Source organism: Alteribacillus bidgolensis (assembly GCF_002886255.1).
GTDB lineage: Bacteria > Bacillota > Bacilli > Bacillales > Marinococcaceae > Alteribacillus > Alteribacillus bidgolensis.
This window is the reverse complement of record NZ_KZ614149.1, coordinates 1,289,575-1,304,356: the sequence shown is the minus strand read 5'-3', so window position 1 is coordinate 1,304,356 and position 14,782 is coordinate 1,289,575. Positions and strand designations below refer to the sequence as shown.

Below are 14,782 nucleotides of genomic sequence, written 5' to 3'. Positions count from 1 at the left end.
CCTGATTATTTTTCCAAGTTATTGATCGCGTACTTCTTTTTTTAAAAAAGATAGAAAAATGTCGTTTGCCGTGGACAGCGGCAAATTTTTTTTATGGGCAATTCCCAAAGTTAAAATAATCGGCGGGTCAAAAGGAATTGCAACTAGATTTTCGTCTGAACGAATCACCATGTTTAAAAAAACAGTAACTCCAAAGCTTCTTTCAGTTAATGATTTTGCCATCGAAATTTGATTGGTTTCAAAAGCAATATGAGGACTTTTCCCCGCTAACTCCCCAGCCCGGTCAATCACTTTTCGCTGGTAGTATCCTTCTTTAAATAAAATTAAAGGTTCATGTACAAGCTTTTCTAAAGAAACGGAGGAGCTAGAAGCCAGAGGATGTGAGGGAGGGACGACCAACATTAGCGGTTCCTGCAAAAAAGGGTGAATATCAAGCATCTCCGAGACTTCATCCACTACCACTGTACCCATTTCCAAATTTCCTTCTAAAATTTCCTTTTCTATAGCAGTAGTGCCTGCTTCGTATATGTCTATTTCCATGTCTGGATGCTTTTCTTTAAAGAGAGACAGTTTGTCGGGAAAATAATACGACCCTGCCATCGACGGAATGCCAATTTGAACGGTTCCGCGAATCCCCTCTTTTATTTCTTTTAATTCTTTTTTTGTTTGGTTTATTTTTTGACGGATTTCCAACGCGTGCTTTTTTAACACGCTGCCTTCCATTGTTAACCGCACGCTTCGTTTTTCACGAATGAATAGGCGCAGACCTATTTCATGTTCAAGATTTTGAATAGATTTTGTAATCGCAGGCTGTGCGACTCGAAGTTCAGCAGCTGCTTTCGTAAAACTTTCGTGTTCGATGATGGTCAAAAAGTAGATAAGTTGTTTAAGATTCATCCTGTTCCCACCTTAAATAAAAAAAAGTTATCGATTTAATAATTATTATATATTTTATTTATGAAAAAATCACTGGTAGCATAAATGATATGACTCCATGATAGAAAGAAGGCCATTTGTCGTGATAGATGTTAAAACAAAGACATTTTGGAAAGCAACGGCAGCATTAGGGGCTTCGTCTCTGCTTATATTTGCCAATATGTATTTCCCACAACCGCTCTTGCCGTTGTTTACAGAAGAATTTGGAATTTCCGAAACCGTGTCCAGCTTAACGATCTCTGTTTCTCTATTCGTGTTAGGAATCAGCTTTTTTCTTTATACAGCTCTCTCTGATGCGTTTGGTAGAAGAAATATAATATTTATCTCAATGGCTCTTGGTACGCTTGGAACATTGGCGATTAGTATGGCTCCTTCCTTTGAGTGGCTGCTGGCAGCAAGAATCTTTCAAGCGGCTGCTCTTGCTGGAATTCCCGTGGCAGCAATGGCTTACATTAGCGAAGAGTATAAGATGAGAGCGATGACTGTTGCTGTAGGGATCTATATTAGCTGTAACAGTGTAGGAGGCATGGGTGGAAGAGTGCTGAGCGGGGTATTGACAGATATTTGGGACTGGCGAGGTGCCTTTGTTGTTATGGCCAGTATCAGTTTTGTGTTGTTTTTTATAGTTTATCTGTTTTTGCCTCGATCTAAGCAATTTAAATCTAGACCATTTCAATTAAAAGAAGTGCTGGCCGATAATAAAGAGCACCTGGCAAATACTGTGATGCGTTATGCCTATATTATAGGCGGTCTTCATTTTCTCGTATTTATCGGCATTTTTAACTTTATAACTTACTACCTTAGCGGGGAACCGTTTCACGTATCTACAGCGGTGCTGGGCTTATTGTTTCTTACGTATGGAGCAGGTACTGTCAGTTCAACGTTAGCAGGCAAAGCAGCACAAAAATGGCAGCAAACATCTTGTATTTTTATTGGAATTGGTCTTATGGCTCTTGCATTGCTGTTATCGTTCATTCCTTCATTCCCCATTGTTATCTTAGCGCTCTTAGTGCTTAGCTTTGGCTTCTTTTTTGCTCATTCCAGTTCGAGTTCTTGGGTTACAAGACATGCAGAAAAAGCAAAAGCAAGTGCGTCAGGCTTGTATTTAACGTCTTACTATTTAGGAGGAAGCCTTGGCAGTTTTTATTACGGCTGGTTGTGGCCGCAGTTTGGCTGGCCGGGTGTCGCAGCGGGTTCTCTTTTCCTTCTATGCGTAACTCTTGTTTGTACTAGAAGAATGGCAAGGATGGAGGCAGGAGAAAAACAAGCGGTACAGGAATATGCAAAGACGGCTGATCAAAATTAATTTAATTTTGTTAATGGATCAATGTATAAGTAAAACTACGACTTTCGCCATTTGAGTTGGCGGAAAGTCGAGTTTTTCTAATGTCCCCCTGAGACTAATGGCTTATTTCACTAAAAAGAACGATATGAAGGTGTAAAAATAGGAAAAGAAAGGTAATACATTATTATAAGCTATTGAACGTCCTAAAAGCTTTTAGCTGAAGTAATGGGGGAAGAGCTATGATAAAAAAGATTTTGGGAATGCTTTTTAGTATTGGAATATTAACGAGCTGCATAGCTGAAGAACAAGATCAAACGCTGCCGATAAAACAGGCTGAAAAAGCTGTTAAGCCTGTCGAAGAGAAACAGCCGCCCAGTGAGGTGAAAAGTGCAAAAGAGATAAAAGAAGGCGCTGAAATATTTAATGAGCTGATTGCCCCGCTGCATGAAGAAATAGACACCTCTTACTTGAACGAAGATAAACACAACGTACAAGAAAGATTAGGGAGCCCAGATGAAACGGGCTGGTTTGAAGGTGGAGAATTTTTACGATATGGTGTTTTTACCTTTTTCTTAAACCCAAATACAAACGAAGTGGAGTCCATAGCTGTAGAAACAAATAAAACAGCCTTTGACCAACAAAATGCAGAAGAGATGCTAGGTACTCCAGATAACCGTTTCTGGAATGAGATGGATAACTTATGGTCCGAAATTTACGAATTTGAAGACGGAAAAATTACCTTAGAAAAAGATTCAGTAGAAGCCAATCAGGTCTCCTATATATGGTTTGAAAATAGAAAATAAGAAAAGGAAACAGTCTCCAGATGCTGATGTCTGGAGATTTTTATTTGCTGCGGCAGGTAGAAAAACTGGATTCAAGAGGAGAAGCGCTGAATTAAAACCAGAAATCTTTTCCACGATGATACCACTACTTTTGTAACATAACAGATAGAAAACAATAAATTGTGTTTCTTTAGTTAAACCTATGAAAAGCAGGTATATCAATAAATTTGTTTTCAGAATATTAAAACTTATATAAAATACTAACTTTTTTCCAAAATCATGTTGCATAACAGCTATCTCTGTTATATTATAATTAATATCAAAACAAACTGTATTAAAACAGTTTTAGACAGAAAGGGATAAGCTGGAAAGGGGCTGGCTGAATCTCTTCAATTTTACTAATACAAAGGAGATGAGAAACATGGGAAACATTCAAGAAGAAGCTAAAAAATTGCAAGAACAGTGGGAAGCAGAGGACAGATGGATTGGCATTGAACGCCCTTACTCAGCTGAGGATGTAGTAAAACTAAGAGGATCCTTGCAAATTGAACATACGTTAGCAAAAACAGGTGCAAAAAAGCTTTGGGACCTGCTTCACAGCGAGCCATATGTTAACTCTTTGGGGGCTTTAACAGGAAACCAGGCAGTACAGCAAGTAAAAGCAGGTTTGAAAGCGATTTACTTAAGCGGCTGGCAGGTAGCAGCTGATGCCAATCTTTCCGGGCAGATGTATCCGGATCAAAGCCTTTATCCTTCAAACAGTGTACCGAACGTAGTAAAACGAATTAACCAGGCGCTTCAGCGTGCCGATCAAGTTCAGCATATGGAAGGCAGCGGTGATACAGATTACTTTGCTCCCATTGTAGCGGATGCTGAAGCAGGGTTTGGCGGTCAGTTAAACGTCTTTGAACTTATGAAAAGCATGATTGAAGCAGGGGCTTCTGGGGTTCACTTTGAAGATCAGCTCGCTTCTGAGAAAAAATGCGGTCACTTGGGCGGAAAAGTACTTGTACCAACCCAAACGGCTGTGAGAAATCTTATTTCAGCGAGACTTGCAGCTGATGTAAGCGGTACAGATACTATATTGTTAGCTAGAACAGATGCGGATGCAGCTGATCTCATCACAAGTGATGTCGACCCTGCTGATCATGAATTTATTACGGGAGAAAGAACAGCGGAAGGATTTTACCGTACCAATGCAGGCATGGACCAAGCAATTGCCCGCGGCCTTGCGTATGCTCCTTATGCAGATCTTATCTGGTGCGAAACATCAAAACCTGATCTTGAAGAAGCAAAGCGTTTTGCAGATGCTATTCATGCGAAGTTCCCTGGAAAGATGCTTGCTTATAATTGTTCTCCTTCCTTTAACTGGCAGGCAAATCTGGATCAAGAAACGATTGAAAACTTCCAGAAAGAAATCGGTAAAATGGGTTATAAGTTCCAATTTGTTACACTAGCAGGTTTCCATGCCTTAAATCACAGTATGTTTGAATTGGCGCGCGGTTATAAGGAACGCGGCATGGGTGCTTACTCCGAACTTCAGCAAGCTGAATTTGCAAGTGAAGCAGATGGCTATACAGCTACTCGTCACCAACGTGAAGTTGGAACTGGTTACTTTGACGAAGTTTCTCAAGTAATCTCAGGCGGTACCTCTTCTACAACAGCAATGAAAGGGTCTACAGAAACCGCTCAATTCCAAAAGACTACTCAATCCTAATAAAATGGGGCTGTTTTGGCAATGATTCTTTGTCAAAACAGCCCCATATTAAGCTTCGTTATTCATATTTCTACTTATCTATTATCAGCTTTTTCATAATGCAATCCGACTTTCTCTTTGGCTTCCGAACGGTTTAATAAGAAATAAAAACCAGCAGCTGTTATAACAACAAGAATGGAACTGTATACGAACATATGAGAAAAGCCGGTCATGGATACTACAATACCTAAAATATATGAACCTACTGCAATCCCTAAGTCATACAACGTGAAAAACGTGGCTGTGGCATGACCGTTTCTTGTATCAGGTGCATATTGTACTGCTAAAGATAAGACGCACGGCAGAATCGTTCCGTATCCTACCCCGATAAGCGCAGCAGATAAAAGAAATAATAAACCAGATTCAGCTATGCTTAATACAATTAACCCGCAGGAAAAAAGGAATAGACAGGGAAGGATTACGATTTTAGGACCGAGCTGATCAAATAAACGGCCGAGAAAAGGTCGAAAAGCCAGCATGGTCACTGCAAATACGAGAAAGAAATAATTAGACATATGGCCCAATCCGATATTGGATGCATATACAGAAATGAACGAAACGATACCAGCGTAAGCAAAAGCGACCAGACTGCTTATAAGAGAAATCGGCATGGCACGAAATTCAAAAAGACTATCAAGGGACAGCTTTCTTTTCTGTAAAGATTCCTTTGTTTTTTCTGTTTCCGGAACGTTAATAAAAAACGTACATATAACGCCGATAATCATAAAAATAATAAGAATAATAAATAAATGGTAAAAGGACACAAATTGGATGAGTGTCAAGCCTATAAACGGACCAGCAACAACAGCTAGATTCATAGCCATCGTAAAATAGCCTAATCCTTCTCCACGGCGTTTTGCGGGTAATGCATCTGCAGCGATAGCGGCTGTAGCTGTTGTAGCAATTCCAAAAGACAAACCGTGGATGAAACGAAGAAGGATAAGAGCAGTAAATCCTTCTACCCACATATATCCAAAAGTGGTGATCGTAAACAAAAGAACGCTGCCTTTTAATACTTTTTCTTTCCCGGCGCTCTCAAGCAAGTTCCCCGAAAACGGGCGAATCAAAATAGCAGCTAAAAGCATCGATGTTACAATTAAGCCCCCTTGGGCTTCTGTACCTTTTAAATCATTAACAACATAGAGTGGGAGTGTTGTTAATAGTGTATAAAAAATGACAAACACAATAAAGTGTACAAATGATATGCTAAAAAAATCTTTCGTCCAAATCTTTTGTGAAGAGCTAGTCATTTCATTCGTCACCCCTTTTCGTTCCCAATTTTTCTAATAGGTGATAAAGCTGTTCTTGTTCACTGTTTGATAGGTAAGCGGCGAATTGCTGTTCAAATTGTTTGATGGTATGTTTGACCTCAGGTAAATTTTCTTTTGCTTCTTCGGTTAAAACGACAATGCGTTCTCGTTTGTCTTTACCTGGCTTTCGGTGAATCCACCCGCTCGTTTCCATTCTCGCAAGTGTACGTGTCATTGTTGGTGCTTCTACCTTTAAGTATTGCCAGATATCAGTTTGCGACATTGGACCTTTTTCGCTGAGCACATACAAAATAGTCCATTGAGACGTATATAAGTCATGCTTGTGCAGATGTTCATTTAACTCTTTTGATAATAGCCGGACTTTTTGATTTAAGAAGTGAAACAGTGCGCTTGTATCCATATATTGGCAGCCTCCGATATTTACCCAGGTAAATAATTAATACCTCTACGATTATAGGGGTATTGTAAACTAAAGTAAAGCCTGTTATATCAATGGTAAGGCTTACATAGACGTCATGCAGCCAAAAAAAAAACCGCTCTTTGAAAAAAAGCGGGATTGTTTTACGTAATAGTTAGGTTATGGGTTGAAAATACGAGGAGCTATTTCTGGAAAATCAATAATGGGATTGCGGTTTCCCTGTATTTCATAAGTGGCTTGATTGCGGTGTTTTTCATAAACAGAAACGGGGAACTGCTCGTGCCAGCTCAGCAAATGATCTATGTGTATTTGTTTGTAATAAGAGCGCTCAATCCTATTAGGATATCTTAATAAAAAATAAAGCATGGCTCTTGAAACGGCACCTTTTGCATATTCAGGCTCAAACAATTCATTCTCCGCTTTGCCGCAATTTTTCGTTACTTTCTGAACTCTTGCTGATTCTGGATCATAGTCCTTGAAATCATAATAAGGGAAATTACTTCGTATAGAATTGCAAACAGGGTCACAGGTGAACAAATGATGAATATCGCCGCGCATCGGTTCTTTTCTTTGAAACCAAGACTGCGGTACGACGTGCTCGCAATTAAATTTAAAATTATTTTCTATGTTTATGACTTGATTTTTTAAAGAATCGTTGTTTGCAGAGGGTTGTTTTTCCAGCTCTTGTTCTCGCTTTAAAGCTGTCTCATAATCTTCTTTGATCACATCTTCAGCCCGTCTGTTTTGACCAGAGTAAATACTCGTTAACGTGCCATCTGGTTGTAAATCCACCCAAGGATAGACGTATTCCGTCGGGTTGTAGTTCACCTCGTTTATATGTGTTTTTGTAATAAGGTCATGTAAGGATTGAAATACTTCCTCTCTTGGCTGTGTTTCAAAATCTATATTTTTATAATATTCTTTTATGGTCAGGCGGTCTTTTTCTTCGTTATAATACTCTTCCTTTTCTTTTTGCAGCTTTGTCTTTGTTTTGGAAATGCGAAATAAGATATTGTCCAAACGGCGGCGGTCTTTTGCCATCGGAAAAAGGAATTTTTGGTGCATAGAAGTAAAAGTCATAGAATCCCTCCAAAATTAGTTTTTCAATATTTCACGATCGTTTCTCTCTTGGACAGGACGGTGATTGTCAGGGAAAATTTGTTGAAAACCTTGAATTTGCTCATTAGACATTTCCATTGGTTGTTCAAAGATAATCCAATGTACTTCTTCTGTACATGGAGGTGTGGTTAAAGAACCATTATAATGAAAAGAGTTCTGGTCTTCTGGGAGAAGAGCTTGTAAGTCAATTGGTTCATCCATTGCAATATCCTTAGCATTTTCAGATGCAGGAAGGTTTTCCCAAGCCTCAGAAAGTTCCTCATGCTCCTCGCCTTCTTGAAGCATCACACCAATCACAGCTAGTTTACCGTTTTTATCTTCGTGGACGAGGTGCAGCTCCATATCATATTTTTCACCATTAAACTGATGCTCACTTGGAGTGTGAAAATGAAACTGGGAGAGTTCATATTCGTTTTCGTCGATCACTAATCTGTTCATTTCTGATGGGCTTTCCGCTTGAACGGTATGCCCGTTATTAACAAGAGTAAACGAAGCAGGGTTATAATCGATTTTCATACTTTCTATGTTTTGGTCATCTTCGGTTACTTGAGAAAATTCAATATTAATAGGTGATTGCTCACTGCCATCAACACAAGCTGCATAATCGGGATCTAAATCGCCCCAGTGCTCCGGCCCGGTGTCCCCTTTATAAGACCACTCACCAGACCTGTCCTGCCCTTCTTCTTCATTTGGGGTATTTGTTTCTTTTGAGCCTTCTTGGCAGCCTCCAATAGGAAAAATTAATGAAGCGGTTAAAAATGGATAAATGAGTTTGTTCGACATTTGCAGCATTCTCCTCTCTTATCTTATGTCACACTAAATACAATACAAGATTAAGAAGGAGGAGCAAATATGGTAAATGCAAAATAATGAAATCAGTGAGATCGTACTAAAAGTAAAGGGCTGGATTAAAGAAAGGCAATGTCAATTTGTATCATATAAAATGAGCCGCGTCCTGAGGAGTAATGATTGTCTATGTAAAGCAGGAAGGCTGCCTCCTGTTTTCGAGACAGCCCTGTAGAAAGAAAAGAATTAGATTTGAAGCTTCTCATCAGCCAATAAAATACCATCTTCATCGGCATACACCCAGGCTCCAGGCTTCCATTCAGCATTAGCAAAACGGAGTGGAACGTCGCTTTCCCCTTCCCCTTTTTTAATTGATTTAAAAGGGTTCGTACCTAAAGCACAAATTCCCACCGGCATCTCATTGATTTCTCCAGAGTCTCTGATACAGCCGTAAATAATAACACCAGCAAGGTTTCTTTCTGCTGCAATGGCTGCAAGATTATCACCCATAAGAGCACAGCGAGTAGACCCACCGCCGTCTACTACAAGGACACTTCCTTCAGGAATCGACTCAAGGGCTTTTTTTACGAGTACATTGTCTTCTAATACCTTTACCGTATGAATAGGTCCAGAAAAAGACGTTTTTTGACCGAACGAATGAAAGATTGAATCTGCTAAAACAACATTCTCCTTATGCACATCACAAATGTCAGCTGTTATTCCCATCATTCTGCCTCCTTATATGTACGTTTCTCTATAATTATTCAACATTTATCCGGGTATTTCCTGTTTGAAATATGACAGAATGGTTTCCTTCTCCGGCCTCCTATGATAATCTATTGAAGAGAATGGATAAGGAGGCGCTAGAACATGAACCAAATGGATGCAAATGAGATTATTAAATTTATTTCTGAAAGTGAAAAATCAACTCCGGTTAAAGTACATATTAAGGGAGATCAGCTAGAAAACATCGGATTCGGAAATGAGACGAAATCCTTTATTACTGGCGATACAGGTGTACTATTTGGAGAATGGAATGATATTAAAAAAGCAATCGATGAACATGAAGATAAAATTGCAGACTACGTGGTAGAAAATGACTGCCGTAATTCTGCTATTCCGCTTCTTGACTTAAAAGACATCCCGGCGCGTATTGAACCGGGCGCGATTATCCGCGACCAAGTAGAAATCGGCAAAAATGCTGTTATTATGATGGGAGCTTCCATTAACATTGGGTCTGTCGTTGGCGAAAATACAATGATTGATATGAATGTTGTTATGGGAGGCCGAGCTACAGTCGGTAAAAATTGTCACATTGGTGCTGGTACCGTACTTGCAGGTGTTATTGAGCCGCCGTCTGCGCAGCCGGTTATTGTGGAAGACGGTGTTGTAGTTGGTGCAAACTGCGTTATTCTAGAAGGAGTTACTGTTGGAGAAGGTTCTGTTGTTGCAGCCGGTGCGATCGTGACAGAAGATGTTCCTCCAAACACAGTAGTAGCTGGAACACCGGCCCGCGTCATTAAAGAAATCGATGACCAAACGAAAGGTAAAACGGAAATGAAGCAGGAGCTTCGCCGTTTAAATGAAGAATAATATCCGCAGGTTAAAGAATACAATGTAGTAGAAGAAAAGATGGAGACTGCCCGGCGCTTGTTGTTGGGCAGTCTTCCTTCTATCTATTTAAAACAAAACGTTCTTAATGGAAGGGAAGTAGAAAAATGAACTGGATGGAGCTCGACCAGGAATATATGATGCCCACCTACAACCGTCTCCCGATTACGGTAGCCAAAGGGGAAGGCAATTATATAATAGATGAGAACGGCAAAGAATATTTGGATCTGTTTACCGGACTTGCGGTCAACATCCTAGGGCATTCCCATCCCTATCTGATGAAAAAATTAGAAGAGCAGCAGAAGCAGTTTTTGCATGTGTCTAATTTCTTCCTAAATAAACCTGCCATTACACTGGCTCATCGTTTAATTGAGCATTCTGTACAAGGGAAGGTGTATTTTGGTAATTCTGGGGCGGAGGCAACAGAAGCAGCTGTGAAACTGATTCATAAGTGGACCGCTTCTCAAGAGGAAACGCGACAAGGAATTGTAGTGTTAAAAAACAGCTTTCACGGACGGACGCTCGGCGTCATTCGTTTAACACGCCAGCCTGGAATTTATCAGGATTATCCCGCAGCGGATTATCCTGTGTATGAAACCGAGGCAGAGGATTTAGAAGCACTCGAAGAAATTCTTAAATATAAGAAACCGGCCGCTCTTTTAATGGAGCCCGTGTTAGGTTCAGGCGGGATTATGCCTTTATCAAAAAACTTCTTACAAGAAGCGGAGAAGCTGTGCCGGCATTATAATGTCCTGTTATGTATGGATGAAATCCAAACCGGCATGGGGCGTACGGGAACATTGTTTGCTTATCAGCATGCCGGGGTGGAGCCTGATATTATTTTATTTGCCAAAGGAATTGGAGGTGGTCTTCCACTTGGCGGATTGATTGCCAAAACGGGCTTAGATGAACTTTTTCAGCCAGGCGATCATGGTACTACATTTGGACCTTCTCCACTAAGTGCTGCACTTGGGAACGCAGTGCTTGACGTATTAATGGAGCAAAACGGTTTGGAAGATGGAAGGGAAAATGCTAAGTATTTACTCAGGCGGCTAGAGGACTTGCAAATTCGGAGTGATAACAAAATAAAAGAAATTAGAGGAGCTGGCATGATGCTTGGTGTTCTTCTCGATGCAAGTGGAGAAGAGGTGAAAAACTTGCAGCAGCAGCTCCTGAAAAGAGGATTTATGGTCAATATTACGCAAGGAACAATTATCCGTCTTCTGCCGCCGCTAACATTGAAAAAAGAAGAAACCGATGCGTTCATTCTTGCCCTTGAAGAAGAACTGGCGGCAAGAAGGGGGGGCGTGAGGACAACGTGAATAAAGAACAGCTTGTAAAAATTCGCAGAGAACTTCATCAAATACCAGAACCAGGGTTCGAGGAATTTAAAACCCAGCAGTATGTAAAAGAAAAAATTGCGGGAATGCCTCAGGATTTTCTTACCATAGAAGAATGGAAAACCGGACTTTTTGTATTTGTCAAAGGGTATGAGGGCCATAAAACACTAGGGTACCGTACGGATATGGATGGCCTGCCTATAGAAGAAAAAACGTCTTATTCCTTTCGATCGCAGCATAAAGGGATGATGCATGCTTGCGGCCATGACCTTCATATGACCATTGCACTCGGTATTCTTAAGTATTTTGCGCATAATCAGCCAAAAGATAATTTATTATTTTTGTTCCAGCCAGCAGAAGAAGGACCTGGAGGCGCCAAACCAATGCTTGCTTCAGACGCATTCCAACGGTTTAAGCCTGATGAGATCTATGCCCTTCATATCGCACCTGAATATCCTGCTGGTACGATTGCGACAAAACCAGGGCTTCTTTTTGCCAATACATCAGAGCTGTTTATTGATTTGAAAGGAAAAGGGGGACATGCAGCTCGTCCTCATACAGCAAACGACATGGTCGTTGCAGCGAGCCATCTCGTAACCCAGCTGCAAACGATCGTCAGTCGAAATGTGGATCCTCTTGATTCAGCTGTGGTGACGATTGGAAAAATCAGCGGAGGCACGAAGCAAAATATTATTGCAGAAACGGCACGTCTTGAAGGAACGATCCGAACGCTTTCTATAGACAGCATGGAAAAAGTTAAACAACGTATTCGTTCATTGATAGGCGGGATTGAAAGCGGGTTTGATTGTGAAGCTTTCATTGATTGGGGTGCAAACTATTGCCAGGTATATAATAATGAAGAGCTGACCCAGTCATTCATGGATTTCAGCCGAGAACAACGGGAAGTGGAGCTGGTCGAATGCAGCGAAGCGATGACTGGAGAGGATTTTGGCTACTTTTTAGAAGATACACCAGGAGTGATGTTCTGGCTAGGTGCTGATACGCCATACGGACTTCACGATGCACGGATTGAGCCGAGTGAAGCAGCGATCTTCACAGCTGTTTCACACATGATTGCCTTTTTTTCAAAAAATCAATAAACCAGGGCTTTATGTTTCCGAATTTCCTCTTACAAAAATTAATCTTTTAAGTGTGGTATAATAAAAAGAGGAACAAGAAAGGGATGGGTTTATGGCTTATTATAATGGCAAAAAGGAAGCGCCGCCTGAAGTAGAAACAAAAGTCTGGTCATGTACGAATGCCGATTGTGCAGGTTGGATGAGAGAAAATTTTACGTTTGAAAGTGAGCCCAGTTGTCCTTTGTGCCAGTCTGAAATGAAAAAAGACACAAAAACATTGCCGCAGATAAATTAAGTAAAGGAAAAAGCCGTCCTAAGCTGGACGGCTTTTTGCGTTTGGGATATGGAATAAATGGACAATAGTTCTGTATAACTCACGAACAAAGTATCCGCCAATGTGTTTCAAGAAATCTTAAAGATGATAAAATATATGCTAGCAACAGATACTTGACAAGCTCGTTTATGCGTTTTGTTTCTTTTCTACATAGACCTGATGAGGGAATGGGATCTCAATACCGTTTGCATCAAGAGCTTCTTTGCAGGCTTTACGCAATTTCCGTTCGATTCCCCATTGCTCCATGTTCTCTGTTTTTCCTAAAATACGAATCACGACATCAGAATCACCTAGCGTCTGTACCCCAAGCACGTCTGGTCCTTCTTTAATAGCTGGTTCCTCCGCAGCCATTTTGTCGCACACATCTTGTAAAACAGTAATCGCCTCATCCACATGGTCATCATAAGAAATACTGATATCGACCATTGCTCTCATATTTCCTCTTGAATGATTGTTAACCGTACTGATTTCCCGGTTTGGGACAAAGTGAAGGGTGCCGTCAAATCCGCGTATCTGAGTTGTACGCAGGCCTACTTCTTCTACAACACCATCTACCCCGGCAACGGAGACGTAATCTTCCACATCAATCTGTTTTTCAAGCAATATAAAAAAGCCTGTAACAACGTCACTGACCAGACCCTGTGCACCAAAGCCGACTGCTAGTCCGATAATGCCTGCACTGGCAATAATAGAGGCAATTGGCAATCCAAAAATGCCGACTATAATAGTAATGAAAATAAATATTAAAACATATGAAAATACATTAACACTCAGCTTTAAAAGTGTTTGAACCCTGCCTGGGTGCATATTCCGCTGTTCTTGCATTTTAGAAAAACTGCGGTTAATTATGTTTTTTCCAATTGCTCTGGCAATAAAAAAACCAATAATGGCGAGCAAGATTTGTAATATAATGAGAACTGTTCCTCCTATAAAGGTTCCCCAAAAAGCATTTTCCATCATTTGTCCCATATAAACACTCTCCTTTTAACCGATTGTTCCCATGCTTAATTCCCTCTTTAATCAGAAGAAAACACGACAATTTTCAACTGTCGAGCACAAGTATAACACAGTAAAAAAACAGCTTCGAGCAGATTGTTTTACATGCTTGTCATTATTTTGTACGCTTTATAAGGAGGATGAGAAATAAAGACCCTTTATTCTCAATATTTATTAACAAATATTTTAAGAATAAGTGGTTTTTATTCTGTGGATAAGGGTAATGCTATATGTGGAAAGTTTATAATTATGAGCTTTTATTTAAATTAATTACAATATAATATTGACTTTAATTTAAAGCTCATATTATAATAACAAATGGTCATTTAAAAAAAGAACATTCATTTAAAGGAGTGGAAGTAAATGAGCGAAAAGCGCATGGTAGCTAAACAAGCCCCACGTTTCGAAATGGACGCTGTAATGCCAAATAAAGAATTCGGTAAAGTAAGTCTTGAAGACATTATGAAAGAGGACAAGTGGACAGTACTCTTCTTTTATCCGATGGATTTCACTTTCGTATGCCCTACAGAAATCACTGCTATGAGTGATCGTTATGATGAATTTGAAGACCTTGATGCAGAAGTAATTGGAGTATCTACTGATACAATCCACACTCATAAAGCTTGGATTAATACATCCCGTGATGATAATGGTCTTGGAGACCTTGAATATCCATTAGCCGCGGATACTAACCATCAAGTTTCTGAAGACTTTGGTGTTCTTATTGAAGATGAAGGGGTTGCGCTTCGCGGACTATTCATCATTAGCCCTGAAGGAGAGCTTATGTATTCCGTTGTAAACCACAACAACATCGGACGCGATGTAGACGAAACACTTCGCGTGCTTCAAGCTCTTCAAACTGGCGGACTTTGCCCTGCAAACTGGAAACCAGGTCAAGAAACTTTAAATGTATAATAAGAAATGTAGAAAGATCAAGGTCTAGCAGCAATGTTAGACCTTTTTCTTTCACTGTTATAACGGAATCAAACAAATGACGACATTCGCTGTATATTTTGGCGGAAGTCAAGTTTTTATCATATTGACAAGATATTTTTCTCTTTTTTATAGA

At 40.1% G+C, this 14,782-nt stretch carries 15 protein-coding genes; 8 read left to right on the top strand and 7 right to left on the bottom strand.

The features are described 5' to 3' along the window. Positions 1 to 18: 18 nt before the first annotated feature. Positions 19 to 897 carry a LysR family transcriptional regulator gene (locus CEF16_RS06665; RefSeq protein ID WP_091582556.1) on the bottom strand — a complete coding sequence of 293 codons (879 nt, stop codon included), beginning with the start codon at positions 895 to 897 and terminating at the stop codon, positions 19 to 21. A 121-nt stretch (positions 898 to 1,018) separates the two neighbouring features. On the opposite strand from CEF16_RS06665, the gene CEF16_RS06660 reads away from it, so the two are divergent. The 3 genes from CEF16_RS06660 (at position 1,019) to aceA (ending at position 4,720) form a co-directional block, all read left to right on the top strand. Continuing rightward, positions 1,019 to 2,242, top strand: coding sequence for an MFS transporter (locus CEF16_RS06660; protein ID WP_091582558.1), 1,224 nt, complete (start codon positions 1,019 to 1,021; stop codon positions 2,240 to 2,242). A gap of 218 nt (positions 2,243 to 2,460) precedes the next feature. Continuing rightward, positions 2,461 to 3,024: a hypothetical protein gene (locus CEF16_RS06655; RefSeq protein ID WP_091582561.1), complete on the top strand. Its 564-nt coding sequence runs from the start codon at positions 2,461 to 2,463 to the stop codon at positions 3,022 to 3,024. A gap of 400 nt (positions 3,025 to 3,424) precedes the next feature. After that, positions 3,425 to 4,720 (top strand): isocitrate lyase, encoded by a 1,296-nt coding sequence (aceA, locus tag CEF16_RS06650; protein WP_091582564.1) that lies wholly within the window; start codon positions 3,425 to 3,427, stop codon positions 4,718 to 4,720. Positions 4,721 to 4,794: 74 nt separating this feature from the next. On the opposite strand, the gene CEF16_RS06645 is transcribed toward aceA, so the two are convergent. From CEF16_RS06645 to rraA, 5 genes are all read right to left on the bottom strand, one after another. Beyond that, positions 4,795 to 6,009 carry an MFS transporter gene (locus CEF16_RS06645; protein ID WP_091582567.1) on the bottom strand — a complete coding sequence of 405 codons (1,215 nt, stop codon included), beginning with the start codon at positions 6,007 to 6,009 and terminating at the stop codon, positions 4,795 to 4,797. Between the two features lies 1 nt (position 6,010). Next, positions 6,011 to 6,430 carry a MarR family winged helix-turn-helix transcriptional regulator gene (locus CEF16_RS06640; RefSeq protein WP_091582570.1) on the bottom strand — a complete coding sequence of 140 codons (420 nt, stop codon included), beginning with the start codon at positions 6,428 to 6,430 and terminating at the stop codon, positions 6,011 to 6,013. A 177-nt stretch (positions 6,431 to 6,607) separates the two neighbouring features. Further along, positions 6,608 to 7,528 carry an endonuclease I family protein gene (locus CEF16_RS06635; RefSeq protein WP_091582573.1) on the bottom strand — a complete coding sequence of 307 codons (921 nt, stop codon included), beginning with the start codon at positions 7,526 to 7,528 and terminating at the stop codon, positions 6,608 to 6,610. A gap of 15 nt (positions 7,529 to 7,543) precedes the next feature. Next, positions 7,544 to 8,350 carry a carbonic anhydrase gene (locus CEF16_RS06630; RefSeq protein WP_091582576.1) on the bottom strand — a complete coding sequence of 269 codons (807 nt, stop codon included), beginning with the start codon at positions 8,348 to 8,350 and terminating at the stop codon, positions 7,544 to 7,546. Positions 8,351 to 8,599: 249 nt separating this feature from the next. Then, positions 8,600 to 9,079: a ribonuclease E activity regulator RraA gene (gene rraA / locus CEF16_RS06625; RefSeq protein ID WP_425428016.1), complete on the bottom strand. Its 480-nt coding sequence runs from the start codon at positions 9,077 to 9,079 to the stop codon at positions 8,600 to 8,602. Between the two features lie 144 nt (positions 9,080 to 9,223). Here rraA and dapD point away from each other — a divergent pair, with 144 nt between their 5' ends. The 4 genes from dapD to CEF16_RS06605 all read left to right on the top strand — a co-directional run bounded on the left by dapD (position 9,224) and on the right by CEF16_RS06605 (position 12,678). Next, positions 9,224 to 9,946 (top strand): 2,3,4,5-tetrahydropyridine-2,6-dicarboxylate N-acetyltransferase, encoded by a 723-nt coding sequence (dapD, locus tag CEF16_RS06620; RefSeq protein ID WP_091582581.1) that lies wholly within the window; start codon positions 9,224 to 9,226, stop codon positions 9,944 to 9,946. Between the two features lie 125 nt (positions 9,947 to 10,071). Next, on the top strand, positions 10,072 to 11,286 hold the full coding sequence (locus CEF16_RS06615; RefSeq protein ID WP_091582584.1) for an aspartate aminotransferase family protein: 1,215 nt from the start codon (positions 10,072 to 10,074) through the stop codon (positions 11,284 to 11,286). Beyond that, positions 11,283 to 12,404 carry an N-acetyldiaminopimelate deacetylase gene (locus CEF16_RS06610; protein ID WP_091582587.1) on the top strand — a complete coding sequence of 374 codons (1,122 nt, stop codon included), beginning with the start codon at positions 11,283 to 11,285 and terminating at the stop codon, positions 12,402 to 12,404. The genes CEF16_RS06615 and CEF16_RS06610 overlap by 4 nt, the downstream gene beginning before the upstream one ends. 91 nt (positions 12,405 to 12,495) lie before the next feature. Further along, entirely contained in the window at positions 12,496 to 12,678 is a 183-nt protein-coding gene (locus CEF16_RS06605) for a cold-shock protein (protein WP_091582590.1), read from the top strand. Positions 12,679 to 12,843: 165 nt separating this feature from the next. Here the strand turns inward: CEF16_RS06605 and CEF16_RS06600 are convergent, their stop codons facing one another. Next, positions 12,844 to 13,686, bottom strand: coding sequence for a mechanosensitive ion channel family protein (locus CEF16_RS06600; RefSeq protein ID WP_091582593.1), 843 nt, complete (start codon positions 13,684 to 13,686; stop codon positions 12,844 to 12,846). A gap of 390 nt (positions 13,687 to 14,076) precedes the next feature. On the opposite strand from CEF16_RS06600, the gene CEF16_RS06595 reads away from it, so the two are divergent. Next, positions 14,077 to 14,628, top strand: coding sequence for a peroxiredoxin (locus CEF16_RS06595; RefSeq protein WP_091582596.1), 552 nt, complete (start codon positions 14,077 to 14,079; stop codon positions 14,626 to 14,628). The last annotated feature ends 154 nt before the right edge of the window (positions 14,629 to 14,782 follow it).

Bases quoted from the DNA above. Each gene is read 5' to 3' on its own strand.
- CEF16_RS06605 (WP_091582590.1), top strand. From the start codon at position 12,496: ATGGCTTATTATAATGGCAAAAAGGAAGCGCCGCCTGAAGTAGAAACA.
- dapD (WP_091582581.1), top strand. From the start codon at position 9,224: ATGAACCAAATGGATGCAAATGAGATTATTAAATTTATTTCTGAAAGT.
- CEF16_RS06665 (WP_091582556.1), bottom strand. From the start codon at position 897: ATGAATCTTAAACAACTTATCTACTTTTTGACCATCATCGAACACGAA.
- CEF16_RS06635 (WP_091582573.1), bottom strand. From the start codon at position 7,528: ATGACTTTTACTTCTATGCACCAAAAATTCCTTTTTCCGATGGCAAAA.
- aceA (WP_091582564.1), top strand. From the start codon at position 3,425: ATGGGAAACATTCAAGAAGAAGCTAAAAAATTGCAAGAACAGTGGGAA.
- rraA (WP_425428016.1), bottom strand. From the start codon at position 9,079: ATGGGAATAACAGCTGACATTTGTGATGTGCATAAGGAGAATGTTGTT.
- CEF16_RS06595 (WP_091582596.1), top strand. From the start codon at position 14,077: ATGAGCGAAAAGCGCATGGTAGCTAAACAAGCCCCACGTTTCGAAATG.
- CEF16_RS06630 (WP_091582576.1), bottom strand. From the start codon at position 8,350: ATGTCGAACAAACTCATTTATCCATTTTTAACCGCTTCATTAATTTTT.
- CEF16_RS06640 (WP_091582570.1), bottom strand. From the start codon at position 6,430: ATGGATACAAGCGCACTGTTTCACTTCTTAAATCAAAAAGTCCGGCTA.
- CEF16_RS06615 (WP_091582584.1), top strand. From the start codon at position 10,072: ATGAACTGGATGGAGCTCGACCAGGAATATATGATGCCCACCTACAAC.
- CEF16_RS06655 (WP_091582561.1), top strand. From the start codon at position 2,461: ATGATAAAAAAGATTTTGGGAATGCTTTTTAGTATTGGAATATTAACG.
- CEF16_RS06645 (WP_091582567.1), bottom strand. From the start codon at position 6,009: ATGACTAGCTCTTCACAAAAGATTTGGACGAAAGATTTTTTTAGCATA.
- CEF16_RS06600 (WP_091582593.1), bottom strand. From the start codon at position 13,686: ATGGGACAAATGATGGAAAATGCTTTTTGGGGAACCTTTATAGGAGGA.